At 44.2% G+C, this 23,888-nt stretch carries 26 protein-coding genes and 1 pseudogene; 11 read left to right on the forward strand and 16 right to left on the reverse strand.

Translation table 11 applies throughout. The features are described 5' to 3' along the window. Positions 1 to 455: 455 nt before the first annotated feature. The 4 genes from ACUNWA_RS10435 to ACUNWA_RS10450 form a co-directional block, all read right to left on the reverse strand. A complete protein-coding gene (locus tag ACUNWA_RS10435; protein WP_445591849.1) occupies positions 456 to 920 on the reverse strand; it encodes a heme-binding domain-containing protein in 465 nt (154 codons plus the stop codon). 25 nt (positions 921 to 945) lie between these two features. Next, positions 946 to 1,338 (reverse strand): heme-binding domain-containing protein, encoded by a 393-nt coding sequence (locus ACUNWA_RS10440; protein WP_445591850.1) that lies wholly within the window; start codon positions 1,336 to 1,338, stop codon positions 946 to 948. Positions 1,339 to 1,567: 229 nt separating this feature from the next. Next, on the reverse strand, positions 1,568 to 3,682 hold the full coding sequence (locus ACUNWA_RS10445; RefSeq protein ID WP_445591851.1) for a M3 family metallopeptidase: 2,115 nt from the start codon (positions 3,680 to 3,682) through the stop codon (positions 1,568 to 1,570). An 80-nt stretch (positions 3,683 to 3,762) separates the two neighbouring features. Continuing rightward, entirely contained in the window at positions 3,763 to 4,365 is a 603-nt protein-coding gene (locus tag ACUNWA_RS10450) for a flavin reductase family protein (protein ID WP_445591852.1), read from the reverse strand. 118 nt (positions 4,366 to 4,483) lie between these two features. On the opposite strand from ACUNWA_RS10450, the gene ACUNWA_RS10455 reads away from it, so the two are divergent. The 7 genes and pseudogenes from ACUNWA_RS10455 to ACUNWA_RS10485 all read left to right on the forward strand — a co-directional run bounded on the left by ACUNWA_RS10455 (position 4,484) and on the right by ACUNWA_RS10485 (position 9,582). Beyond that, positions 4,484 to 4,834, forward strand: coding sequence for a hypothetical protein (locus tag ACUNWA_RS10455; RefSeq protein ID WP_445591853.1), 351 nt, complete (start codon positions 4,484 to 4,486; stop codon positions 4,832 to 4,834). Between the two features lie 493 nt (positions 4,835 to 5,327). After that, positions 5,328 to 5,594, forward strand: a pseudogene (locus ACUNWA_RS10460) (transposase); the annotation flags it as partial. A 403-nt stretch (positions 5,595 to 5,997) separates the two neighbouring features. Further along, complete coding sequence (locus ACUNWA_RS10465; protein ID WP_445591854.1) at positions 5,998 to 6,525, forward strand: AbiU2 domain-containing protein; 528 nt, start codon at positions 5,998 to 6,000, stop codon at positions 6,523 to 6,525. Further along, positions 6,518 to 6,877, forward strand: a complete 360-nt coding sequence (locus ACUNWA_RS10470; RefSeq protein WP_445591855.1) for a hypothetical protein — start codon at positions 6,518 to 6,520, stop codon at positions 6,875 to 6,877. Before ACUNWA_RS10465 ends, ACUNWA_RS10470 begins: the two co-directional genes overlap by 8 nt. Positions 6,878 to 7,090: 213 nt before the next feature. Continuing rightward, complete coding sequence (locus tag ACUNWA_RS10475; RefSeq protein WP_445591856.1) at positions 7,091 to 7,720, forward strand: hypothetical protein; 630 nt, start codon at positions 7,091 to 7,093, stop codon at positions 7,718 to 7,720. A 12-nt stretch (positions 7,721 to 7,732) separates the two neighbouring features. After that, entirely contained in the window at positions 7,733 to 8,167 is a 435-nt protein-coding gene (locus tag ACUNWA_RS10480; protein ID WP_445591857.1) for a hypothetical protein, read from the forward strand. 383 nt (positions 8,168 to 8,550) lie between these two features. Beyond that, positions 8,551 to 9,582: a serine hydrolase domain-containing protein gene (locus ACUNWA_RS10485; RefSeq protein ID WP_445591858.1), complete on the forward strand. Its 1,032-nt coding sequence runs from the start codon at positions 8,551 to 8,553 to the stop codon at positions 9,580 to 9,582. A gap of 103 nt (positions 9,583 to 9,685) precedes the next feature. On the opposite strand, the gene purT is transcribed toward ACUNWA_RS10485, so the two are convergent. Beyond that, positions 9,686 to 10,882 carry a formate-dependent phosphoribosylglycinamide formyltransferase gene (gene purT / locus ACUNWA_RS10490; RefSeq protein WP_445591859.1) on the reverse strand — a complete coding sequence of 399 codons (1,197 nt, stop codon included), beginning with the start codon at positions 10,880 to 10,882 and terminating at the stop codon, positions 9,686 to 9,688. Between the two features lie 376 nt (positions 10,883 to 11,258). On the opposite strand from purT, the gene ACUNWA_RS10495 reads away from it, so the two are divergent. Then, the gene (locus ACUNWA_RS10495; RefSeq protein WP_445591860.1) at positions 11,259 to 11,465 is read left to right on the forward strand and encodes a hypothetical protein; all 207 of its coding nucleotides are present in this window, start codon (positions 11,259 to 11,261) and stop codon (positions 11,463 to 11,465) included. Between the two features lie 90 nt (positions 11,466 to 11,555). On the opposite strand, the gene ACUNWA_RS10500 is transcribed toward ACUNWA_RS10495, so the two are convergent. The 3 genes from ACUNWA_RS10500 to pepF all read right to left on the reverse strand — a co-directional run bounded on the left by ACUNWA_RS10500 (position 11,556) and on the right by pepF (position 15,168). Next, positions 11,556 to 11,720, reverse strand: a complete 165-nt coding sequence (locus ACUNWA_RS10500; protein ID WP_445591861.1) for a hypothetical protein — start codon at positions 11,718 to 11,720, stop codon at positions 11,556 to 11,558. Positions 11,721 to 11,865: 145 nt separating this feature from the next. Further along, positions 11,866 to 13,053: a glycoside hydrolase family 18 protein gene (locus ACUNWA_RS10505; protein ID WP_445591862.1), complete on the reverse strand. Its 1,188-nt coding sequence runs from the start codon at positions 13,051 to 13,053 to the stop codon at positions 11,866 to 11,868. Between the two features lie 216 nt (positions 13,054 to 13,269). Beyond that, entirely contained in the window at positions 13,270 to 15,168 is a 1,899-nt protein-coding gene (gene pepF / locus ACUNWA_RS10510; protein ID WP_445591863.1) for an oligoendopeptidase F, read from the reverse strand. Between the two features lie 212 nt (positions 15,169 to 15,380). Here pepF and amrS point away from each other — a divergent pair, with 212 nt between their 5' ends. The 3 genes from amrS to ACUNWA_RS10525 all read left to right on the forward strand — a co-directional run bounded on the left by amrS (position 15,381) and on the right by ACUNWA_RS10525 (position 17,784). Beyond that, positions 15,381 to 16,409: an AmmeMemoRadiSam system radical SAM enzyme gene (gene amrS, locus ACUNWA_RS10515; RefSeq protein ID WP_445591864.1), complete on the forward strand. Its 1,029-nt coding sequence runs from the start codon at positions 15,381 to 15,383 to the stop codon at positions 16,407 to 16,409. After that, positions 16,390 to 17,232, forward strand: coding sequence for an AmmeMemoRadiSam system protein B (gene amrB / locus ACUNWA_RS10520; RefSeq protein ID WP_445591865.1), 843 nt, complete (start codon positions 16,390 to 16,392; stop codon positions 17,230 to 17,232). The genes amrS and amrB overlap by 20 nt, the downstream gene beginning before the upstream one ends. Positions 17,233 to 17,334: 102 nt before the next feature. Then, a complete protein-coding gene (locus ACUNWA_RS10525) occupies positions 17,335 to 17,784 on the forward strand; it encodes a DUF2147 domain-containing protein (protein WP_445591866.1) in 450 nt (149 codons plus the stop codon). 58 nt (positions 17,785 to 17,842) lie between these two features. On the opposite strand, the gene ACUNWA_RS10530 is transcribed toward ACUNWA_RS10525, so the two are convergent. From ACUNWA_RS10530 to panC, 8 genes are all read right to left on the reverse strand, one after another. Beyond that, complete coding sequence (locus ACUNWA_RS10530; protein ID WP_445591867.1) at positions 17,843 to 18,445, reverse strand: DUF4870 domain-containing protein; 603 nt, start codon at positions 18,443 to 18,445, stop codon at positions 17,843 to 17,845. Between the two features lie 135 nt (positions 18,446 to 18,580). After that, the gene (locus ACUNWA_RS10535) at positions 18,581 to 19,360 is read right to left on the reverse strand and encodes a radical SAM protein (protein ID WP_445591868.1); all 780 of its coding nucleotides are present in this window, start codon (positions 19,358 to 19,360) and stop codon (positions 18,581 to 18,583) included. 254 nt (positions 19,361 to 19,614) lie between these two features. Further along, positions 19,615 to 20,109: a hypothetical protein gene (locus ACUNWA_RS10540; RefSeq protein ID WP_445591869.1), complete on the reverse strand. Its 495-nt coding sequence runs from the start codon at positions 20,107 to 20,109 to the stop codon at positions 19,615 to 19,617. Continuing rightward, on the reverse strand, positions 20,106 to 20,492 hold the full coding sequence (locus tag ACUNWA_RS10545) for a DUF4296 domain-containing protein (RefSeq protein WP_445591870.1): 387 nt from the start codon (positions 20,490 to 20,492) through the stop codon (positions 20,106 to 20,108). Before ACUNWA_RS10545 ends, ACUNWA_RS10540 begins: the two co-directional genes overlap by 4 nt. 126 nt (positions 20,493 to 20,618) lie before the next feature. After that, the gene (radA, locus tag ACUNWA_RS10550; RefSeq protein WP_445591871.1) at positions 20,619 to 21,983 is read right to left on the reverse strand and encodes a DNA repair protein RadA; all 1,365 of its coding nucleotides are present in this window, start codon (positions 21,981 to 21,983) and stop codon (positions 20,619 to 20,621) included. 2 nt (positions 21,984 to 21,985) lie between these two features. Further along, the gene (gene rfaE2 / locus ACUNWA_RS10555; protein WP_445591872.1) at positions 21,986 to 22,474 is read right to left on the reverse strand and encodes a D-glycero-beta-D-manno-heptose 1-phosphate adenylyltransferase; all 489 of its coding nucleotides are present in this window, start codon (positions 22,472 to 22,474) and stop codon (positions 21,986 to 21,988) included. An 83-nt stretch (positions 22,475 to 22,557) separates the two neighbouring features. Continuing rightward, the gene (gene panD / locus ACUNWA_RS10560; protein WP_445591873.1) at positions 22,558 to 22,908 is read right to left on the reverse strand and encodes an aspartate 1-decarboxylase; all 351 of its coding nucleotides are present in this window, start codon (positions 22,906 to 22,908) and stop codon (positions 22,558 to 22,560) included. Positions 22,909 to 22,919: 11 nt separating this feature from the next. Then, positions 22,920 to 23,762, reverse strand: a complete 843-nt coding sequence (gene panC, locus ACUNWA_RS10565; RefSeq protein ID WP_445591874.1) for a pantoate--beta-alanine ligase — start codon at positions 23,760 to 23,762, stop codon at positions 22,920 to 22,922. Positions 23,763 to 23,888: the final 126 nt, after the last annotated feature.

Below are 23,888 nucleotides of genomic sequence, written 5' to 3' on the forward strand. Positions count from 1 at the left end.
TCGAATTAACCGGCTGGGGATTTTTCGTCAGATCCTGGTAGTTCCTCAGTACCTAAGATGCGTGACTTCGTATGCTCGTGTGTTCTTTTCTCCTCCTTTTTGGTAAGGATGAGTGGCACCGGTTTACCGGCGACGAGGTGGTTTGTTGATGGTCAACACTTGACCCCAGCTGCACTTTTCATTTCTTTTCCGATGAAAAGAAACGGAAACAAAGAGAAATCCTGAAAATTTCATCCTTCCGCTCACAAGGCCCCCGCTGGCCGGGGCCAAATTTTCGACCCACGTGCTTTTCACTTTGCGGTGAAGTTGGAGGATTCCCTTCTGCTTTCTGCCTGTTTACTTGATTCTCTTAACCCATCCGTCCCGGTTCCCGGGACACCTTCTCTTCGCTTGTTCTTCCGCCTCCGCCTTTGCCTTTACCTCTCTAATCGGAACGGGCTAAATGCACAATTACCTTATTCTCCCGTTAGTAAGCGTTCGCTAAAGTCGTTTGCCCAAGCTACCAGTGCTTTGGTTTCTTCTTCCGAGAGCCGTGCTTTGGAATGCACAGCGGCATACGATTTAAGCGGCATTTTACCATGATCCACTTCTTTGGCTATGTCTTCCAACGCGGCAATTTGATCCAGCACCTCCAGGGTCTTCCAGTTCGACAGGTTGAGCTCGCTTTTCCCTTCAACAATATGGTCGTTGATGAACCACGATACCGGTGCAAACTGATGGTACCACAGGTAGTCTGTTTGGTTGGAATGACAATCCAGACAGGCATTGGTCAGCAATTGTGAGATATCATCCGGTACCTGCTCACTTGTTAAGAGATGATTTGCTCCGACTGTGCCCTGATTCTTTTCGGGCTGAAAGAATTGAATAACAACTAATCCCACGATAAACAGCAGAAGGATGAGGCGAAAAGCGGTTCGCATATGCTTTGTTTTTCTGGTTTAAAAATTACTTGCTAAGTAAGCTGGTGCTTTCTTGCTTCACCCAGTCGATCAGTGTTTCTTTCTGCTTGTCGGTCAGGGCTTTCTCCGGTTTTCGTTCCAGAAACTTCTCGGGAGGCATTTCATTTTCTTCAATTACTTCACCAATATGTTTCAGGGCGACCAGTCTTTTCGTTCCGCTCAGTTGAGGCAGGGTTTTCAAATCGAGTTCCTCTTTGGCGTCATCGTTTCGCGAATCAGTATTGTGGCAGCCAAAGCACGAATTATCCAGAATCACCTTGACATTTTTGGGGATGTGCAGCGTGTCTGTTTTGGCTTCTGGCTGGGCGTAAGAAGCGAACGAAAACAGGCTTAAACAAAAGCTTAGAGCCAAGGCGTGACGTACGTTTAGTTTCTTCATGGTTTGTGTCTTTTATAAATGATTGATTACAACTCTGTTTTCAGTCAGTTTAAAGCACAACAGCCAACCGCTTTTAAATGTTGAATTGAACGTCTTCAAAGTTTATGAATAAGTTGATTGGGAGGTAAATGAGTTCTACGAGTTAAAACTCAGGTTAGTCCTGGCCGATTGAGCCTAAAAAAGCCTGAACAAATTCATGTCCAGGCTTTTCGTTAGCAGTTTTTGCCACTTAGTTTTTTAATCCGCTACGTTCGAGTAGCGCTTCCACGGTTGGTTCTTGTCCTCGGAAACGAACATACAAATCCATGGGATTCTCACTTCCGCCTTTTTCGAGGATGTTGGTGCGGAAAGCATCGGCTGTTTTCCGGTCGAAAATACCATTGGCTTTAAATACTGAAAAAGCGTCGGCATCCAGCACTTCAGCCCATTTGTAACTGTAGTATCCAGCCGAATAGCCACCAGCAAAAATGTGCGAAAACGAGGTGCTCATCAGGCTGCCTTCCACCATTGGGAAAAGCTCGGTTGGAGCCATCGCCTTGGCTTCTATTGCTGCCACGGACTCTGTCAGCGTTTCTGTTGTGTTGTAGAAAGCCATGTCGAGCATGCCAAAGCTAAGCTGGCGTTCAGACATGTAGCCCGACTGGAAGTTTTTGGCGGCAACAATCTTTTGGATCAGTTCACTTGGGATTTTTTTGCCCGTTTCATAATGAACGGCAAAGCGGTCGAGCCATTCTTTTTCGTAGGCCCAGTTTTCGTGTATTTGCGAGGGCAGTTCCACAAAGTCCCAGAATACGTTGGTGCCCGAAGTGCTTTCGTACTGGCATTGGCTGAGCATGCCATGTAGCCCGTGTCCAAATTCGTGCAGAAAGGTGGTCACCTCATCAAAAGTCAGCAGCGAAGGTTTGGTTTCGGTGGGTTTGGTGAAGTTGGTCACGATGCTTACGTGAGGACGAATGTCCTGCCCATTCTCGTGCCACTGCCCACGGTAATCGGTCATCCAGGCACCGGAGCGTTTACCGTCGCGCGGGAAGAAGTCCATATAAAGCACTGAAACAAATGCGCCGTCAGCGTCAAAAACTTCGTAGGCTTTCACATCAGGATGATATACCGGAATGGCTTTGTTTTCCTTGAGCTCCAGCCCATAGAGGGTTTGCGCGAGGTCGAATACGCCATCAATCACGTTTTCCAGCTTGAAGTAGGCTTTTACTTCTTCTTCGTTGAAGCCGTAGCGTGCTTTTTTCAATTTTTCGGAATAATAAGACCAATCCCAACGTTGTAGCTGTTCGTTAAAACCGTCGGCTTTGGCAAATTCCACCACTTCGGCAAAATCTTTTTGTGCAGCGGTACGCGACGACTGGTGCAGGTCTTCCAAAAACTCAATCACCCGCTCGGGTGTTTCAGCCATGCGACGTTGCAGCGTGTAGTCGGCGTGCGACTCGTAGCCCAGAAGTTTGGCTTTCTCAAGCTTCAGGCTCACCACTCTTTTTATGATCTCCTTGTTGTCGTATTCGTTGCCTTTGTTGCTTTTTGAAGAGAATGCACGGTACATCTTTTCGCGCAGCTCACGGTTGTCGGCATACTTCATAAAGGGGATGTAGCTTGGGTATTGCAAGGTGAAGATCCAGCCTTCTTTGTCTTTCGACTTCGCCGTTTGGGCGGCTCCTTCTTTAGCAAAATCAGGTAGTCCGGCTAATGCTTCTTCATCGGTAATGTGCATTTCAAAGGCATTGGTTTCGGCCAGCACGTTTTCCGAGAATTTCAAACTTAGCTTCGACAGCTCACCAGTAATTTCGCGGTAGCGGGTTTTATCGGCCTCATTCAGGTTGGCTCCGCTTCGTACAAATCCGAGGTACGAATTTTCGAGCAAGGTGCTCTGTTCCGGATTCAGATCCAGCTGTTCTTTTTGCTCATAAACGGCTTTTACACGCGCAAATAAATCGGGGTTAAGCGAAATATCGTTGCTAAACTCCGAAAGCATGGGAGCCACTTCCTGCGCAATCTTTTGAATCTCGTCGTTGGTCTCAGCCGAGTTCAGGTTGAAAAATATTTTGCGAATGGTCGATAGCCGATCGCCCGACTTGGCCATGGCCACAATTGTGTTCTCAAACGAAGCCGGTTGCGGGTTGTTGATAATGGCATCCACTTCGGCACGTGCTTCCTCGATGGCTGCTTTGAAAGCGGGTAAGAAATGCACGTTTTTAATTTCCCCGAAAGGGGCCGTTTGATGGATATGCTGAAAAGGTTTCAGTAAGGGATTTTCGTTGTTCTCTGCTTGTGTTGTCATCATAATAAGTAAAACTAAAAGGGTGCCCAGCACCCGGTAACTTGTTTTCATTGTTTTCATGTTTTAAGTTCTCCGAAATTCAGATGTTTAGCATCTGTCGTAATCTGTTCCAGATTATTACAGAAAACTTTAAGAATGGTTCATTCCGAACGTTTTTTCTTTCTCTTCATTTTGGTCTTTTTCTTTTCAACCGACCAGCCAAATTTGCCAATAGGATCTCCTAGTTTGAAATAATGACCGTGGGAATAGCAAATCGGCTTGGCTTGTTTGAGGCTGAAAGCATTGGTTTCCGGATCGAGGTATCGTTCATCGGCCAGTACGTTAACCACCTCGGAGATAAACATATCGTGCGTGCCTAGCGGAACAATCTCTTTCACCTTACACTCAATGCAGATGGGGGCTTCCTGTACGATGGGAGCTTTGACAATGGTGGCAGGGGCAGGGGTGAGTCCCATTTCTTTCCATTTGTCAAACTTTTTGCCCGAGCGCACGCCGCACCAGTCGGTTGCGCGGGCCAGCTCTTCGGTGGTCAGGTTGATCACATACTCGCCGGTTCGTTTAATGATTTCGTACGAATGCCGGTTGGGCCTGACCGAGATGTAACACATGGGCGGGTCGCTGCAAATGGTTCCTGTCCAGGCGATGGTGATCAGGTTGTATTCCTCAGGTGTTTCGCCGCAGCTGACTAATACGGCTGGCAGCGGGTACACCATGGTTCCGGGTTTCCAGTTGACTTTTGACATAGTTGTGTTTTCGTGCAAAGGTAAAAAAAGTCGTTGAACCCATGGGGTGGCGTGTTAGCAGTTGCCAGTTTCTGTGCAATGACGAAAATTATTAAGTTTGCCTTTAAAATGAGGAACCATGGATATTAGCGGAAGCTGGACATACCACGAAGATTTTGAATACGGCCAATCGACAGGGCAGGTTGAATTCACCCAAACCGGTAATGAGGTAAGTGGCGTGTTTTCGTTTACCGAAGAGGTCGAAAACAATTACCGCATTGAAGTTACCGAAAAGGTAAAAGGCACCATTGCTAATGGAAAGTTGTTGTTGGAAAGCGTTGAGCTTACTGCTCTGCAAAACGGCTGCGAAATTAGCTACCTTCCCAATACTTTTGAAATACAACGCATGACCGAAAATCAAATGGTAGGATCGACCTACGACTGCGAAGACGTTTGTGGCGTGTTTGTGTTGGAGCGGAGTGCCCTTTGATAATTGTTTCGCTCGGTGCACCGCTACGTCGTTGAGCGTCATCCTGAACTTGTTTCAGGATCGGTTGCTGGTAGGGATGGCACCGGTTTACCGGTGACGAGGTGGTTTGCTGATGGTTAGGCTCTAGCTGAATGAGGTTTTTCATTTCTTTTCGGATGAAAAGAAACGCTCGCCTGCCGGACGGGCATGGAAACAAAGAAAAATCTTGAAAATTTCATGCTTCCGCCCGCAAGGCTCTCGCTGGCCCGGGCCAAATTTTCTGCCCACGCGCTTTCACCTGCCGGTGAAGTGGGGGACTTAGACCTTGTCGGTTGTCGGTTCGTTCATTCATGAGTTCGTGTTTTCGTTCGTTTTTCCGGGCAGAATCGTCTTCGGTTCAACTCCGGATCTTCTGCGTTGCTTCTGGGTATCTTCTGTATAGCTTCTGTATTGAAAAACACAGAAGATACTTTGAAATAACTTAGAAAAAACGGGAAAGATTTGGACTTGGTATGGAGCAACATTTGTCAAACGATTTTTACTCCACATTTTGCCTTCGGGTTTCTACAAAATCAGGTACTTTGGCATTTTGGCTTCGGCCAATGCTGCCGCTCAAAAAGAGCAATGCCTGGCTCTGATAGACAAAGACCAGTACCTCTCGCCGGTGGAAGGATTGAATGCTTGCCAAGCTTTCCAGATCCTTAGCGGAAAAGACCCTTGGCGATGTAAGCAATGCGGCGAAGGGATCATGAAAGTTTACCCGATAAGCAACTCTGCCTGAACTAACAAACACGCGTTCTTTGATAAACCGAACAATAAGTTTCCAACAGACTGATCTAAAGGTCAACGGGGAAACTATGTTCGCCCCTGAAGTAAAAGCAGTGCTCGAATAACAAGAAGCGAAAGAAACGAAACGGCAATCGTCTTAATCTGAGACAATAGAGGAGATTCTGCAAACGGGAAGCCCATAGCGTCGACGGGGAATAGTCCAACTATATTTTATCCATCATTTTAAACTCTCCCAATAGCAAAATAACAATGTCAATTATTATTACTAATTTAACAGCATGCCAGAACGATGGATAAAATACTAGAACGTTGTGCACAATTAAGACAGAGCTACAAACATGGACATTAGGATAAAGAAAATATTCGATAACTGGGTTCATTTTAAGACAAAAGTGATGGAGTTTGAAACCTTGTTTTCGGACGACAAAAACATTAAGGATTTGAGAAATGATTTGCTTCCTGATTTTTTCATGGATTTGAATGACTTTTACTGGGGAAATTTTCTGATAACAATTGCGAGACTTCTTGATAATCATAAACAAGGACAAAATTTAAATTTAACCTTATTTACATTAGTTGAGATTTTAAAGGAACAAGAGAAAGAAGAATCGAAAGAGCTTGAAAGTAAATTAATTAATCTCAAGAAAGAATATAAGGACATAATAAACTATAGAAGAAAACATTTAGCTCATTATGATTTGAATTATACAACTGGCGGAAAAGATTTTGGAACATCAACTCATATTGATGAAGTTCATAAATTTCTTGAATCTATGCTAGAAATTATAAATCTTACACTTACAGCAATTGGAGAGACACAAAAGAGTGGTCTGGTAATGTATCCTGGTAGATACCGTGGAGCAAGAGAACTTTTGAGGATTTTGGATAATGAAAGACAAACGAGATTAAAAGATTATGATTAATTCAAAATACATAAATGATATTTTAAACAAACTCATTGAGACTGAATCGGATTATGATTTGTTAAAGGCCCAAGTTGATTTGTTAGAAATAAAGGATTTAGAATATACATGTACTGGATTATTTGTCCATTTTATTAAACCAATATCAATTGAGAGATTTAAAATTACTGAAGATAAAGTGTTAGATGGATTGATAATAAAAGCAAAAGAACAAGAATTGGACGCTGAAGGGATGTTATTCATTAAGAACGGATTAATTGATTATCTTGAAATTTGGTCACGTAGTGGAGAATATCCAAAACATGAGATAATGAAATATGAACTAATACAAGGATGGATTGACAAAAATTAACTGTGCACAATACACAATAAAAGCTAAGCTATCAGTGAGTTACATTAATTCGTGTCTTTATTTGTTAACCCCGCCGGCCACAAATAGCCGGCTAAAAATCACATTGAAACGTTGGCAGTAATTCCCCCTATTGTAAAACCATTGATTTTTCAAGTTAACGGTTGAAATTTTGAGGGTAATTTGAAAATTTACCGTTAGACAGAATTTAATGACATGATTCCAAATAAGAGTAAAACAATAATAAACGATGAAGGGAAGGCAGTCTTTATAGGACTGGAAGATTTCATTAAGGATATTGCAAAGGGGAGTTGTTGTTTCATTTGCGGGGCAGTACCCGAAACTAAAAAGTTTAATGATGAACATGTTATACCTGATTGGATATTACGAAAGTATAAATTACATGCTAAAACTATTACTCTACCTAACAACACCTCGTTTAACTATGGTCAATATAAGATACCATGTTGTGAAGAATGCAATCGTGAGTTAGGTAAAACCTATGAGGTTCCAATGAGTGAACTTCTTACCAAAAGTTATACTGAAATAATTGAATCTATACATAAAAAACCGGAATTATTTAAAACACTATTCAAGTGGCTGTCTTTGATTTTCCTAAAAACTCATTTAAAAGATAAAACATTACGAACTGATCGCGACCTAAGAAAAGACTCAGGGTGTTTAGCAGACAACTACTTTTGGGAAGATATGCATCATATCCATTGTATTGTTAGGAGTCATTACACAGATGCGAAAATAGATAGTGAAGTTTATGGAACATTATTAATAGTCCCATCTATAGCTACCTTGAATTTGGATGGATTTGATTATATTGATAATCTTTAAGGGAAAGGCATAATGTTGCAGTTAGGCGAATTCTCAATTATATCCATTTTAAATGACTCTTCTGCAGCTTTGAATGTTTTTATGGAAAATTTTAAGAAAATAAATGGGGCTGTAACTCCATTTCAATTAAGGGAGATTTTTTCCCATTTAGTATTTATAAATATAAATCTTAAAGATAGACCAATATATTATTCAGAATATGTCGCTAGAAAAAAACAATACTTTATTAGAACGAAATTCCCCAGTGGGATATATTTAGAGGATGAAAATGAAAGAGTCATATCTATAGGTATGTTACTCCGCAATTATGCTGAAAAAATAATGGGAAATATAGACAACAAAGAAGAAATTCTAAAAGAAATTGAAGAAGAAAGAAGATCTTACTTATTTAATAATGAGGGAATTTTTTTGTCATATAATAAAGATGGAGAATTAAATGAAAAATAAAAACTACTGCCAACAATTAAGTGTTCGGCCAGTGCGCAGCACAGTGGCTGAACGCGGTGTTGACGTAAACCGGGATTGATAGCCGAAACAAGTCTTATGGGTTTTCCAATTGGATATAAGCTATTTTGCCTGACCACGATGGTCGGGCTTTTATTTTCTTAACTTTTCCAAAGTTTAAAACTTTGGAAAAGTTTGCACACCGCAAACCGTCAGTTCTCATATTGCCGTCTGCCAGACTATCTAGCAATCTTTTCGGGTCAGGAATTGTTTAGATAACAGCCATTAAAGCGAATAGAATATAAACGGCTTAATTTTACTTTGTTGACAGAATGCCGTCATGAGTAATCGAATAAAAAGGCATCGTACTGAAATAGCATGGTATTATGAAGGTGAAACAGACAAAACGAATACTCCGAATCGTATTTATTATTGCAAGCATAAGCTCCTTGTTGTTCGTCCCATGGATTTTGGTAAAGGCTTGGATTTTACCACTGCCTGCTACGGTTCAGGAGCAAGTGGATGAGGCAATTGGTTATGGATTTGATGGCATGATTGTTTATGTGGACCAAGCAGGAAAGCCACCTGAGTTTTATGCGGCTGGCTGGCATGACCGGAAAAATAAAATAGCTGCCGCCCCAAAAGCCTTATTCAAGATTGCCAGCATTGGTAAGTTGTATGATGCTGTTGCTATTGCCAAATTGGTAAATGACAAACATTTGTCTTTGGATAAAACGCTTGCTGATTACTTTCCGGAACTTGTGGGAAGAATTGAAAATGCGGAGAAAATTACCTTGAGAATGCTAGTGGAGCATCGGAGTGGTATTCCGAATTTAGCAGACACCCCCAACTTTTGGACAGACCCACCAACAGGCAGCCAGGAAGCGCTTGAGCGGGTACTTGGTTTGCCGGCAACCTTTGCCCCCGATGAAGACTATGGGTATTCAAACACCAACTATTTACTGATTAGCTTACTTATTGAGAACGTGATGGGAGTTAGCAGTTTTCAATACATCAAAGAGGAAGTTCTGGATCGTCTCGGATTGAAAAATACCTTCGGATCGATTTATGATGTGAATATGGACGATTTGATGAGTGGTTACTATGTTGGCGTAGAAGAAGATATTAAAACGACCGATTATGGCTCAATGATCGCGACAGCAGAAGATGTGGGGATATTCTTACGGGCATTAAACGATGGCTCATTGTTTGATGAAGGGGAACAGGAAATCTATTCGTCTATTTATGTGTACAAGCATACGGGACTGGTTCCCGGCTATCAGAGTATTGCCAAATACCACAAAGACATCGACGCGGTTGTTATTCAATTTGTGAATACAGCTGATTTTGAAGGATACACCTGGAGTTTATCGGAAATCGTATATAAGCGTATTGTGAAAATATTAAGAAGAGAATAAGCTTATAATACCAAGCCCATTTTCGGCAGATGAGATACGAGAAGAGACAAAAAAAAGCAGACCCGAAACCGGATCTGCTTGCTCTGGTATCTTGAAAATGGATTTACAATTTTACAACAACCGAAGCGCTGGCGCGGTTGGCTATTTCGCGGGCTTCGTCGACTGAGTTGGCGCGGGCCAGGCAAACACCCATGCGACGTTCGCCGCTTACGCCGGGTTTACCGAACAGGCGCACCTGCGTATTGGTTTCTTTGAGCACTTCTCCCAGGTTGCCGAAAGCCACTTGGGTCGATTCGCCTTTAACCATGATAACACTGCTGGCTGACGGACCATGAAAATGAATGTTGGGAATGGGTAAGCCAAGCACCGCTCTCACGTGCAGGGCAAATTCGCTTAAGTCCTGCGAAATCATGGTTACCATACCGGTGTCGTGCGGGCGTGGCGATAGTTCGCTGAAATACACCTGATCGTTTTTAATGAAGAATTCGACGCCAAACAGGCCATAGCCCCCCAGTGCTTCCACCACGGCTTTGGCAATGCGCTGGGCTTCGCTCAGGGCTTTCTCTGTCATGATTTGTGGCTGCCACGATTCTTGGTAGTCGCCTCCTTCCTGGCGGTGTCCAATGGGTTCGCAAAACGAAACGCCACCCACATGGCTAATGGTTAACAGGGTAATTTCGTAATCGAAATCAACAAAACCTTCCACAATCACGCGGTCGCTTTTTCCGCGGCCTCCTTCCAGGGCGTAGTTCCACGCACGGTCAATGTCGCCGGCACTTTTAACGACGCTTTGTCCTTTGCCCGACGAGCTCATAATGGGCTTCACCACACAGGGAAAGCCAATTTCTTCAATGGCAGCGTCGAACTCTTCCTTGCTTCCTGCAAAACGGTAAGGCGAAGTTGAAAGCCCCAGTTTCTCGGCAGCCAGTGTCCGGATTCCCTCGCGGTTCATGGTGAGCTTGGTGGCGTTGGCTGTAGGGATTACGTTGAACCCTTCTTTCTCCAGCTCGATCAGGGTGTCGGTGGCAATGGCCTCCACTTCGGGAATGATGTAATCGGGTTTTTCGCTGCGAATGATTTCAGCCAGCTTTTCGCCATCCAGCATGGAAGCGACATACGAACGGTCGGCCACCTGCATGGCCGGCGCATTTTCGTAGCTGTCTACGGCAATCACTTCCAGGCCGTAGCGCTGAAATTCAATAACGACTTCTTTCCCCAATTCTCCCGAACCAAGCATCAGCGCTTTGGTAGCGGTTGCTGAAAATGGTGTTCCTATGGTTCTATCGGTTTTGTTTCCCATTTTTTTTGATTCTTTTTTTGAAAGTACAAAGGTAGTGTTATCTGTAAAAAAGCGTTCTTCTCATCGATCTGCCGGGCGTCGTTTTTAACAATTAGTTGACTGTGTAAGAGAAAGTGGTTTATTGAATGTCATTGTCGTGGAATCGTATTGCCTTCAGTAATGACACGATTGTAAATCCGAGCCAGCAGGGGAATACGATTGATGCAGGCACTCATGTTCCGTTGGTTAATGCCTGGCGAAAAAGCAAATATTACTCTTGTGTGTTATTATTATTATTAATTTGACGGCACGCTATGACGATAGATAAAATACCAGAACGTTGTGCCGTATACTGGAACGATAGTGCAAATAGGCAACATAAGATTAAAATCACAATATGAAAAAACTTGACTTAAAGAAAATTGTAATGATAATGGCTATCGTGACTATGATAACAGCCATTGCTGGAATGTTTTATTATCTTCCATTTTTATACTCGGCTACTATTGAAGGTAGAGTTAGTGCAGGATTTCCTTTTCTCGCAGGTTCTGTAATGCTGATTGGTGGATTAATAAGCATTGCTATTGTTTCGATAAAAGATTGATTTACAGAAAAAACCGAGATCGTAATGTCATCTGGCAAGAATTAAAAAAAATCAATGATTGTATAATTAGTAATCCTTATGAACTAATATTTACTGGAGATAATTGTTTTGTCTAATGATTATTTCCAGTGAAATATTAAGCCAAAGAACCTCTTCTTTGATTTTCCGAAGTAATCCTTTGAAATTGAAGTCTACGGCGGCCAGATTGGCATTAATGGAGTTACCAGCAATTCCTTTCAGATAATTTTTAATCATTCGGTTTCCATGTTTTGTGTGCCAATATCGAGTTTAACTTTTCCAAAGTTTTAAACTTTGGAAAAGCTTGTCGGTATAGCCATAAAAAAAGGCTGTCCCAAAATTACTTTTGAGATAGCCTTTTTCTTTATTTTCAGTGCTTGTTTTAGCGTGTCATTTCCTCATAAATGGCATCCAGCAAGCTGTTCTCTTCGGTGGTGTCGTCGCCCAGGTGCCAAAACATAATGCCTCCCAGGTTTTTGTCGATCGCATAACGGCTCTTCATTTTTAGTGACGTGCTGTCGTCGTAGGAGAAGAAAATGCTGTCTTTGGCACTGTATAGGTAAGGTGCTTCAGCTACCGGATCCCAATAGCGAACATAGCCATTCTTGTTTTCGTACTTGTCGCGCATAAGCGAGTAAGATGCCCAGTTGATGAAAATTCCCTGGTTGGGTTGGTAAAGGCCATTGTTTTCAGGAGGAACACCTTTCCATCCACGTCCGTAGAAAGCAGCTCCCAACACAATTTTAGAAGGCTCAATACCCAGCTCAATGCAATAGTCAACAATGAACTCCGTGGAACGTGGCGTCCAGTTTTCCACATCAAAATCCGGATCAGCTTTGTAGGCTTCCATCATAGGCGTTCCTTCCAGGTCTTCTTTCGTAATCAGTCCCAAATTGGTGTGGTGACCAGTAAACGGATTGGCTCCGGTTGTCAGGTCATAGGTCATGATGTTCATGTAATCCACATACTTCATTACCTCAAGGGTTTCGATGTGGTCGTAGTACTTGGCCCATCCGGCTGATGCAAACGAAAGGATTAAATCTTCATCAATGTTATCCATCGCTTCGCGAAGCTCTTTAACCAGCGAAGTAAAGTTGGGCGTATCTTCCGGGCCGTAAGGGTTATTATCTCCTGGCAAAGCCGGATATTCCCAGTCAAGGTCGATTCCGTCAATTTTGTACGTGTTAATGAAGTCAACGGTGCTATCCACAAATTTTTTGCGCGATTCAGGAGTTGCAGCCATTTCCGAAAATCCTTTACTGCCAACCCAGCCACCGCAGGCAATCATTACTTTCAGTCCGGGATAGTTTTTCTTTTGGGCAACCAAACGGTGCAGTTGATCAGCGCTGAATTCGGTTGGAAACTTCATTTCCCCGTCCAGCACTTCCGTAAACGAGAAAATGATGTGCGTTAACTTGTCCAGAGGAAGTTTTTCAATCTGTGCATCTTCTCCTGCAAAGTAATAACCCATAATCACGCGAGCGGGTTCGGTCGGTTGCTCACTGGTTGAAGTGCAGGCTATCGCAGTTGCGAGAATTGCCAGACAAAAGATAGCGATTAATTTGTTCATGTTGAAGTATTTGAGTTTGTAAAAATAAAATTAGTGTTTTTTAAGGATAACGGCTGCATTTAGTCCTTGTTGTTATACCGTTATGCTGCCGGATCGATTCTGGATCTCCCATCTTGTTGACTGTTGGCGTCTCGGTCAGCTATTGGTTCCGTTGCTGAAAAAAAACCAGTCTCCCTTGTGGGAGACTGGTTCATAAGCGGACAGTCAGTAACTTGGTTACTCTTTCTCCTTCTTGTCCAAAATCTTTTCAATTTCATCCATCACCTTGTTCATCGAAGCAATGGCTTTGTCGAATGGTTCAGAGCTGGTCATGTCCACTCCGGCATTTTTCAACAAGGTAATTGGGTAGTCTGACGCACCAGCTGAAAGGAAATCGATGTAGTTTTTCAGCGCTTGTTTGTCGCCGCTCATCACTTTTTCGGCCAGCGAAATGGATGCGGTGAACGAGGTGCTGTATTGGTACACGTAAAAGTTGTAATAGAAATGAGGGATATAGGCCCACTCCATGTTGATGTAGTCATCTACATAGCACACATTTTCATTGTGTCCGTAGTAGCGATTGACAATGTCGGTGTATATTTCGGAGAACTCGTCGCCGGTCAGTGGTTTGCCTTTTTCGGCTTCTTCATGAATTTTTAGTTCGAACTCGGCAAACTGAGTCTGGCGGAACAAGGTCCCTTTGAAACGGTCGAGCCATTCCATCAGCAATGACAAGCGTACATCGTCGTCTTCCACCTTATTCATCATGTAGTCGAAGAGCAATACTTCGTTGAAGGTAGAGGCCACTTCGGCAACAAAAGTCACGTAGTCAGCCGTCGGGTAGGGCTGTGTCTTGTTTGAAAAATAACTTTGCATGGTGTGACCCAGCTCATGTGCCAGGGTGCTCACATCGTCGTAAAGATCGTTGTAGTTCAGTAGAATGAAGGGATGTCCATCATAATAGGCTCCGTTGGAATAGGCTCCGGAGCGCTTGCCTTCGGTGGGGTACACATCAATCCAACGTTCATCTACGGCTTTTTTTACGGTGCTCACATATTCTTTCCCCAGTGGCTTAAGTGCATCCAGAATGAGGGTTGTTGCCTCGTCGTAGTCATAGTTCAGGTCCACATTTTTCACCACTGGAGCATATAAGTCCAGGTATTTGAGCGTGTCAACGCCCATCATCCGTTTCTTGATTTTCAGGTAACGATGGAAAGCCGGCAGATTTTCATTCACATTGTCAACCAATGAATGATACACTTCTACCGGAATGTTGTTCGGGTAAAGCGAAGCTTCGAGTGACGAATCGTAGTGCCGGGCGCGGGCCTGGAAAATATCGGCTTTCACATTCCCGTAGAGCATTTCTCCGTAGGTAGCACGAAACTTAGCATAGTTGTTCCAGTAGGCTTCGAACACGATCTCGCGGTCGGTGCGGTTGGCTGATGCCCGGTAGCGGCCATATTCGGCGCTGCCAATCTTCAGCTTCGTGCCATCTGTTAAGCGTACTTCGGGTTTGGTCATTTCGGCATTGGAGAAGGTCCCATATACGGTTTGGGGAACAGAACTTACCATTCCTGAAAGAGCCATGATGCGCTCTTCCTTTTCGCTTAACGAGTGGGCTTTGGTGCGGAACATATTTTCCAAAGGCATGCGGTAAATCGCCAGGCGGGGGTCTTTTTTGATGAAATTTTCAATGGTTGACCAGTCGGCTGAAAGGATCTCCGGTTCAATGAAGGCAGCTTTAGCTCCAAAGTTGGAGAATACAGACTGCAGCTCTTGTTTCATGCCATTGTATTTCATGTTGCGGGTGTCCAGGTCGGAATTCATACCGGCATATAAGTAAACTTTGGATGCTTCTTTGGAAAGCCTGCTATTGAACTCCAGCGCTTTCAGTAAATTCTCGGCAGATTGGGTCAAGGAGCCTTTGAATTTTTCTACTTCATCGAGCTGGGTGGTTAAATCTTTTACGGCATCGCGCCAGGCTTCGTCCGATTCATACAAATCGGATAAATTCCATTTATACTGTTCTGGGATGTCTTCCCGTGTTTTCTGATTCTGACTGTAGCTATTCATAGACGCAAACATCGCTATAATAGTTAACAGGAGCATGTTTGTTTTCAGATTAATTCGACTCATATGCGTAAACGTTGTATTGTTTCTAAGGGTATAAGTAATAATTCGGGAAAGATATTACATCTGTTTGGTTTTAAAAAAGACCTTATTCAGTTTTTTGGCCTGCTTGTTTGAGGTCATCGTGCTACTTGGGAATACCTTTTATCGAAGGTTTGCGTATAGGAAATTATGGGATCCTGCACGCTGCTGTCAGCCCCGTATTAAATGAGGAAATCATGCATGAAGCACTTTATTACAGTCAGTTGCATAAAGACCAGGTGCAATGCCATCTGTGTCCGCACAACTGCCTAATTCAGCCCGGAGCATTTGGCGATTGCCTTGTTCGTTTGAATCATGGTGGTGTGCTTTTATCCAAAGTGTATGGCAAAGTGGAGGCCATGAATCTGGATCCGGTGGAGAAAAAGCCGTTGTATCACTTTTTCCCGGGGCATAAAATTTTATCGGTGGGAACAGCCGGCTGTAATTTGCATTGCCCGTATTGTCAAAATCATACCCTTACGCAAGAGGGGGTGACCGACCGGAAACCATTGCATGAGTTTTCGCCCGATGAGTTGGTCGGTCTGGCCCAAAAGACCAGCCACAACATCGGTTTGGCTTTTACTTATAATGAACCCACCGTTAATTATGAATTTATGCTGAGTGCGGCGGTTAATGCGAAGGCTGAGGGGTTGCGCACGGCCATGATCAGTAATGGGTACATTAATCCCGAGCCTTTGAGTAGTCTGTTGGGCTTGATTGATGCCTTTAACATTGATTTGAAAGCGTTCAGCAAGCTTTTTTACCGGAAGCACTGTCGTGGCAGGCTGAGTCCGGTTTTACGTACGATCAAACAAATTGCACGATCAACGAGTCATCTGGAGCTGACTACCCTGGTTGTTCCGGGGCTGAATGACGATATGCAGGAGTTTGAACAACTGTGTCAATGGATTGTCGGTGAGACTGGGAGCTCAACGGTACTTCATCTTTCCAGGTATTTTCCCGGCTACCAGCTGCGCCTGGAGCCAACGCGGGCCGAGACCTTATTTCGGATGTATGATCTGGCTAAAAACTATCTCCATCATGTTTACCTGGGCAACTTGTTTGTCGGTGATCATGGCGATACGTTTTGTCCGCATTGCAACAACAAGCTGATTGAGCGCGATGCTTACCAGGTTCACCCAACCGGGATGGATGCCCATGGCAATTGTCAGCATTGTAACACCAACGTTATTAAACACCATTTCTATGAACACGTCCATTCGTAACCCCATTTTTACCGGGAGTTTTTACCCCGATAGCGAAGTGGCCTTGAAACGACTCATTCAGGAGGTTTACCAGGCCGAAAAGGAAACCATTAACAACGAGTTGGCTAAGCGGACTCTGATTGGCGGTATTGTGCCACATGCAGGCTATGCTTATTCGGGCTACGAAGCCATTCATTTCTACGATATTTTGAAGCAGAGTCAGCAGCATTTCGATACCATTGTGGTGGTTAATCCGAATCATACCGGCTATGGCTCGGGCTGGTTTAACACCAGTACGTATGCCGAATGGAAAACCCCGCTGGGCCTGGTGAATGCCGATTTGGCTTTTGTGGATGCTTTGGATATTGAACCCAATAACCGGGCACACTCACTCGAGCATTCGGGTGAGGTTCAGCTGCCTTTTTTGCAGTTGTACGCTGAAGGGCCATTTGCAGTAGCCATGATTACTATGAATAAGCAAACGGTAGCCAGTGCGGTGTCGCTGGCCTCCAAAATTCGACAGGCAGCCGTGCAAACCGGGCAGCGTATTTTATTGATTGCCTCTTCTGATTTTTCGCATCACGAATCGCCAAGCATGGGTTATGAAAAGGATCAACTGGTGATTGACCAAATTTTAAGTATGAATAGTCAGAAGGTGTTTGATGCGGTGCAGCAACACAAGGTGTCGGCCTGTGGCTATGGCCCGATCATGGCCTTAATTGAATACACCAGTCAAGTGGCCCGGCGACCGGGTATTGCGCTGTTGCGAAGAGGGAACTCAGGCGAAGTGCAGCCGGCAGAAATGGTGGTCGATTACATTTCCTTCTTGTGTTATGATGCTTAATTGAAAATTTCAGGCTTTTTTTTTCATTGATCTTGTTATCTTTAGATGACCTACTTTCCAATAGAAGCAATGGCAATGAATTAGATATCAAATCCTGATTGTATGAAAAAAATCCTGATTCTTTTTTTGTTTGGGCTTTGGCTTAATACCGTTTCGGCTCAAAAGGCCTCCGACATCACCGGTACATGGTGGAATGATGAAAAGACTTCGAAAATTGAAGTGGTTGAAGAAGATGGGGTGTTCTCCGGAACCATTGTCTACCTGATTCCGGAGAAATATGAAAATGGACAGCCACCCAAAGATGACGAAAATCCTGATCCGGCTTTGCGTAACCGTTCCGTTGTCGGTCTTCAGATTTTAAGCAGTTTGAAGTATGACGCTAGCGAGCAGGAATGGCAGGGCGGGCGAATTTATGATCCCAAGTCGGGCAAAACCTACGATTGCTTTGGCTGGTTTAAAGACGATCCGAATACCCTTTTTCTAAAAGGCTACGTGGTGGGTATCAAATGGCTGGGCAAATCCACAGAATGGACACGCACCAGCTTGAATTGATTCGATCGGAATGTTCGATTTGTAAAGTGTAGTTGTTGTTCTGAAAGAGTGATTCGGATTAACGTAGAAAGCGAATCTTTGGAAAGTACCATGTTGCTTTCTCATTCTGGATACGAATGGTATTGATGATGACCAGCGTTAGGTTGAAGAAGTAGGTTGATCCAAACAGCCCAATGTTGATGAGGTTGGCGGTCATGAGGATGGCCATATTGATGTCCCCAGTCGAATGGATCCGATACTGTGTTAGTAAAATGTTGCCAATCAGTCCCAAGAAGAGAAACATGCTCCAGCTAATCTGAAAATTCAGCAGGTTTTTACCTACTTGATCTACGTCTTTTACTTTATCCTTTTTCGAAATCCAAAGAATTAAGGGAACAAGTATGCCAAGAAGAGGGAACAGAATAAAACTCAAGGCCGATAAGTTAAGGCTGGTCAGAAACCCGCGATCTTCCTCAATGGTCCAGTCCATGATTTCATCCGACGAAACATCCAGCGCATGAGCCAAACGTTTTAAGGTGTCGCCACGTGGTTCCGTTTCGCCATTTTCCAGACGTTGAATTGTGCGTAGACTCAAGCCGGAATTCTCGGCTAATAACTCTTGTGAAAACCCTTTCCGTGAACGAAGGAGCTTGACGCGCTTGGCTAAATCGTTGTTTTTCATTTTTCTTCAGATTAAAGTTTCGAACAAAAGTAGGAGCAGGTTTTAGTGTGTATAGCGTCTGGCTTACGTCATTTTTACGTCATTGCTGCAAGCCGTTTTATTTAAGGGAAATAGCCGAGGGAGAAACGGTCGAACTTAACCGGACACCTGCACCTCGAAGCCGGCTGCTTTTACCCGGTCGGCAATGGCATTCAGCTCTTCCAGCGAAACCTTTTGAAGCCCCTGGGCTGGTGTGTCACGGGCAATGGTGTAAATCATGACCTGTTTGGGTTGAATGGCCAGGAGTGCATCCAGCCAGGTCTTAAGTTCTTCTTCGGTGGTGTTATCCACCACTTGTTGTTTATGTTCTCCGCGTACAAACAGGGTTTGAATAATGGCCTGATTGCCGAATCGTTTGAGTTGCTCCATGGTTTGTTGCAGGTCGAAACGCCCAACCGGACAGTCCAGCAGTTGCACGGTTTTTTCAATGGCCGAATCCAGTTTCAGAATGTTGTCTTCGATTTTTAAGAGCGCCTGAAAAACACTTTCACGATGAATCATGGTTGAGTTTGAAAGCACTGCGATGCGACAGTTGGGGGCAAACTCATCACGCAGGGCGATGGTGTCATCAATAATTTCGGCAAACTGTGGGTGCAGGGTGGGTTCACCGTTCCCCGCAAAGGTAATTACATCTGGCAATTCTCCAGCTGTTTGCATGGACCTCAGCTTGTTGCGCAGTTTGTCAGCAACGGTTTCCCGGCTTGGTAGTTTCGCTTTTTTCTCCCGCTGTTTCGGGTTCCAGCCACACTCGCAGTAAATGCAATCGAACGAACAGACTTTGCTGTCGGTAGGAAGCAGGTTTACACCAAGGGAAACACCCAACCGGCGACTTTTAACCGGCCCAAAAATAATCTCGTCAAACAGAAAGGTTGCCATGCGGTAATTTTTCAGCAAAAGTAAGGATTAAACAGTTGGTTTAAAACCCAGGCGAAAGAAATGGATTCTTGCACGGGTTTGGAGCGTTGTAGTGACAACTGAGCAGGTGACTTGAGTCACCTGCTCAGTATTACAAACCATAAGTAAGTTTTAGAAAGTGATGTTGACTCTTCAGGCTTTCGTTTTTTTATTCCTTTATCACCAGTTTCTCAGTCAATTGCCGGAGTCGATTAGGCTGGAGATGCACTCCGACTTTAGATCAGCATTTTTAAATGGCTCTTTTCAGTCAGTCGCAGGTTTTGGTAGTCCATGCCCGAGATCAACATCAGGCCGGGGCGTTTCCCGGGTGTGAGACTGCCCATTTCTTTTTCCAGATCGATGGCCTTGGCAGCATCAATGGTAAATAAGGCAATCAGCTGTTGCAGGCTAATTTGTTCATCGGTCTGCTGAATGGCAATCAGCCAGCTCAACAAATCTTTTTCAGTCGATAAGCGCTCCGGTCGTAGCGTCTGAAATGCTTTTAGCAAGGGGAATTTGCGGTAAAAGCGCTCGGGTTCAAATTCATGATAAACATTGACAAAGGCCGGGCAGATAATGCCGTTATGAAATTCCAGGCCGGCTTGCTCTTCCAGTAAGCCGTGGGGGTTTGTGATTTTCAGGATCAGGCCACTGGAGTCTACTTGGACAATTCCTTTGGCTATGGGGTTTTCCTTGCCCGTGAAAAGATAGTGAGCAGCGTATTTTTTCATTCTTCGGGCTGAATATTGACCTCTTTTTGGGCGCTGTTCTCTTCCTGAAGTATATTCAGGCGGTCCACCACTTGCTGGTAGATGCGATCATAAAGTTTGGGTCTGCTGGAATAAAAAACGACCGATTGAGCGAAGACTGAATCCGGCACACCGTATTTTTCAAGTACCGAAAGGTACAGATCCTTGGATTCTAATTGAACCGTATCTTTTTTAAAACGGTATTGGTTGGCGTATGCTTCATGCAGATGAATATCGCAAAGCATATCCACCATTTGGATCTCCTCGATCAGGTTTGAGGGTTTCGGAAAGCCCTTTTTCTCTTTACAGGAGAATGAGGTCACCGTCAAAATTATCAGGAAGAAGTATAAGCTTATTTTTTTCATTGCTGATCAATAATTCGTTCACAAAGTTAGGATTCCATCTCATTAATTGATCTGTTAATTTCAGAAAAAGAATGGAATTACAAAAGTAAGGTGCTTTTGACCTGAGAGCAACCTGTGTTCGTTCCCTTAGTTTTTCCGGAAAAGTTTCCGGAAAAAATCATCGACCCGATCGACATGTTCTATTTGTATATTGAATTTGCTAAGGTTGAGGTTTTTCCCGCTTTTGGGGACGAATATTTTTCGCATTCCCAGTTTTTCGGCTTCCGCAATGCGCTGCTCCAGGCGGTTGACGGCCCGGATTTCACCCGACAAACCAACCTCGCCGGCAAAGCACAGTTTTTTGTCGATGGCCAAATCGAAGTTGGACGACAGGATCGCTGAAATCACGGCCAGATCAATAGCGGGGTCGTCGACTTTAATACCGCCGGCAATGTTCAAAAAGACATCTTTACTGGCCAGTTTGAAGCCGGCTCGTTTTTCCAATACGGCCAGCAGCATGTTTAGGCGGCGCAGGTCGAAACCGGTTGATGAGCGTTGCGGCGTTCCATAGGCGGCGGTGCTTACCAGCGACTGGATCTCAATTAACAAGGGGCGGTTGCCCTCAATGGCACCGGAAACAGCAGTTCCACTCAGTCCTTCATGGTCGCGGTTTATCAGCAGCTCGGAAGGGTTGGTTACCTCGCGCATGCCTTCGTTGTTCATTTCAAAAATTCCTAATTCGGATGTGGAGCCAAAGCGGTTTTTGATGGATCGCAAAATCCGGTAGAGGTATTGGTTTTCACCTTCGAACTGCAAAACCGTGTCGACCATGTGTTCCAGGACTTTCGGGCCGGCCAGGCTGCCTTCCTTGGTAATGTGCCCAATTAAAATGGCGGGTATCTGCCGTTCTTTGGAAAATTTCAGAATGCCATTGGTGCATTCCCTGATTTGGCTGACCGAGCCGGGCGACGATTCGATGTGTGCCGTGGCTACCGTTTGAATGGAGTCAATAATCAGCACTTCGGGTTCCAGGTGTTCGCAGTGGGTAAGAATGTTTTCGAGCGAGGTTTCGCTTAAAAAGTAACAGTTGTCGTTTTCGCGTTTCAGGCGATTGGCGCGTATTTTTATTTGCTGAATGCTTTCTTCGCCCGAGACATACAATATCTTTTTGGACTGTAAATCGAGTGCTACCTGCAATACCAGGGTCGATTTCCCAATGCCGGGTTCACCGCCAACCAATACCAGCGATCCGGGAACCAAGCCACCGCCCAGCACACGATTGAGCTCTTTGTTATGGCAATCGATGCGCTGCACCTGTTCGGCGCTTACCTCATTCAGTTTTTGCGGTTTGGCACCACTGGCCGTTCGGGAGCTCAGCGGGCTTTTGGTTTCTTTCACCACTGCTTCTTCCACAAAGGTGTTCCATTCGCCACAGTTGGTGCAGCGGCCGACCCATTTGGGTGATTGACTGCCGCAATTCTGGCAGGTATATACGGTTTTCATTTTGGCCATGGTCAGCTATTTTTAATTTTTTCAATCAGAGACGAGCTTGAATATCCTTTGGTTAGTTCGATGGTGGTAACCGTTCCTCGGTGCGCCTGAACAAGCTCGGAGCCTGCAATTTCTTCGATGGCGTAATCACTCCCTTTCACCAATACATCAGGGAGGATAGACCGGATTAACTGGTAAGGAGTGTCTTCGTCAAAAAGGATTACCGCGTCGATCATTTCGAGGGCAGCCACGAACAGCGCGCGCGACTCTTCTTCTATTAGCGGACGTTTTTCTCCTTTTAGGCGTTTTACCGAGGCATCGGTATTGATTCCGACAATCAGTTTGTCGCCTAGGCTGGCCGCTTGAATCAGTAGGTCGAGATGTCCCCGGTGTAACAGATCGAAGCAGCCATTGGTGAAAACAAGTTTCTGATTGTTTGTTTTCCAGGTTTTAAGCGTGTCGAAAAAAGCTTCAAACGAAGGGAAGATTTTACGGGTGATGTCCTTTGTCATTTAACTGAAGGTTATTCAGTAAAAATAAGAAAACCCCAAAGCTAAAAAAAGCCCTGAGGTTCGAAATATGGGTTTCAATCGTTTTAAACGATTTTATTTGTCTCAATATCCGGAAATACCAGTCTGGGCTTGAAGGTTTTGGCTTCCTCAAAATCCATGGAGGCATACGAGATAATAATGACCACATCGCCTACAGCCACTTTGCGAGCTGCCGGGCCGTTCAGGCAAATAACACCTGAGTTGCGTTCTCCTTTAATGACATAAGTTTCCAGTCGCTCTCCGTTGTTGATGTTGACCACCTGAACTTTTTCGTTCTCAATCAGGTTGGCTGCATCCATCAAATCCTCGTCGATCGTGATACTTCCAACGTATTGCAGGTTGGCCTCGGTAACACTTACCTTATGTATTTTTGATTTACAAACTTCAATAAACATGTTGTAATTTTTTATTCAAATACAATATTATCAATTAACCTGACCTCGCCACAATGAACAGCTATGCATCCGACTTTGTTTAGCGGGCTGTTCCAGCTCTCTACTGTGTTAAGGTATTCATCATCAGTTATTTCAAAATATTCCGTCTGTAGGAATTCATTCTGATCAATTGTTTCAACAACCCACGCTTTTACTTCTTTTACGCTCATTTCGTGGGCTTTGTTCCGTGCTTCAGTCAGCGTTTGGTAAATGTGCGGAGCGTTTTTACGCTGCTCATCCGTCAGGCGCTGGTTTCGCGAACTCATGGCCAGCCCATCTTCTTCACGCATGGTTGGGCATGCCACAATTTCGATCGGCAAATTTAACTGTTTTGCGAGATTTTTAATAATAACAAGCTGTTGAAAATCTTTCTGACCAAAAAAAGCTTTGTGCGGCTTGGTCATATCGAACAGTTTGCTGACGACTTGCGCCACCCCATTAAAATGTCCGGGACGAAACTGCCCTTCCATGACTTGTTCCAGCTTTCCAAAGTTGAATTGGCGCGTATCTTCTTGCGGATACATGGTTGCTACTTCTGGCGCAAAAACCAGTTGACACGCCGTTCCTGTCAATAATTCAAGATCCAGATCCAAGGTTCTTGGGTAATTCGTTAAATCTTTTTTATCATTGAATTGGGTTGGATTCACGAAGATGCTAACCACTACAAAGTCAGCTTGTTGTTCGGCTTTCTCAACCAGTGATAAGTGCCCGGGGTGTAAGGCTCCCATGGTTGGCACAAAACCGACGGTTCTTCCTTCCTCCTTCTCTCGCTCAATCCGTTCTTGTAGTTCTTTTATTTCCTTTACAACCAACATACAGGGCAAAAATTTGAGCTGCAAAGTAAATAAATAATTCAAAACAAACGGTAGTCTTACTTCTTAAGTTTTTTTAATATACGCGTAATTGCTTAAAATTGAATATTCGCGATATTTTTACTAATT

The sequence above is a fragment of the Sunxiuqinia sp. sy24 genome (assembly GCF_052677165.1).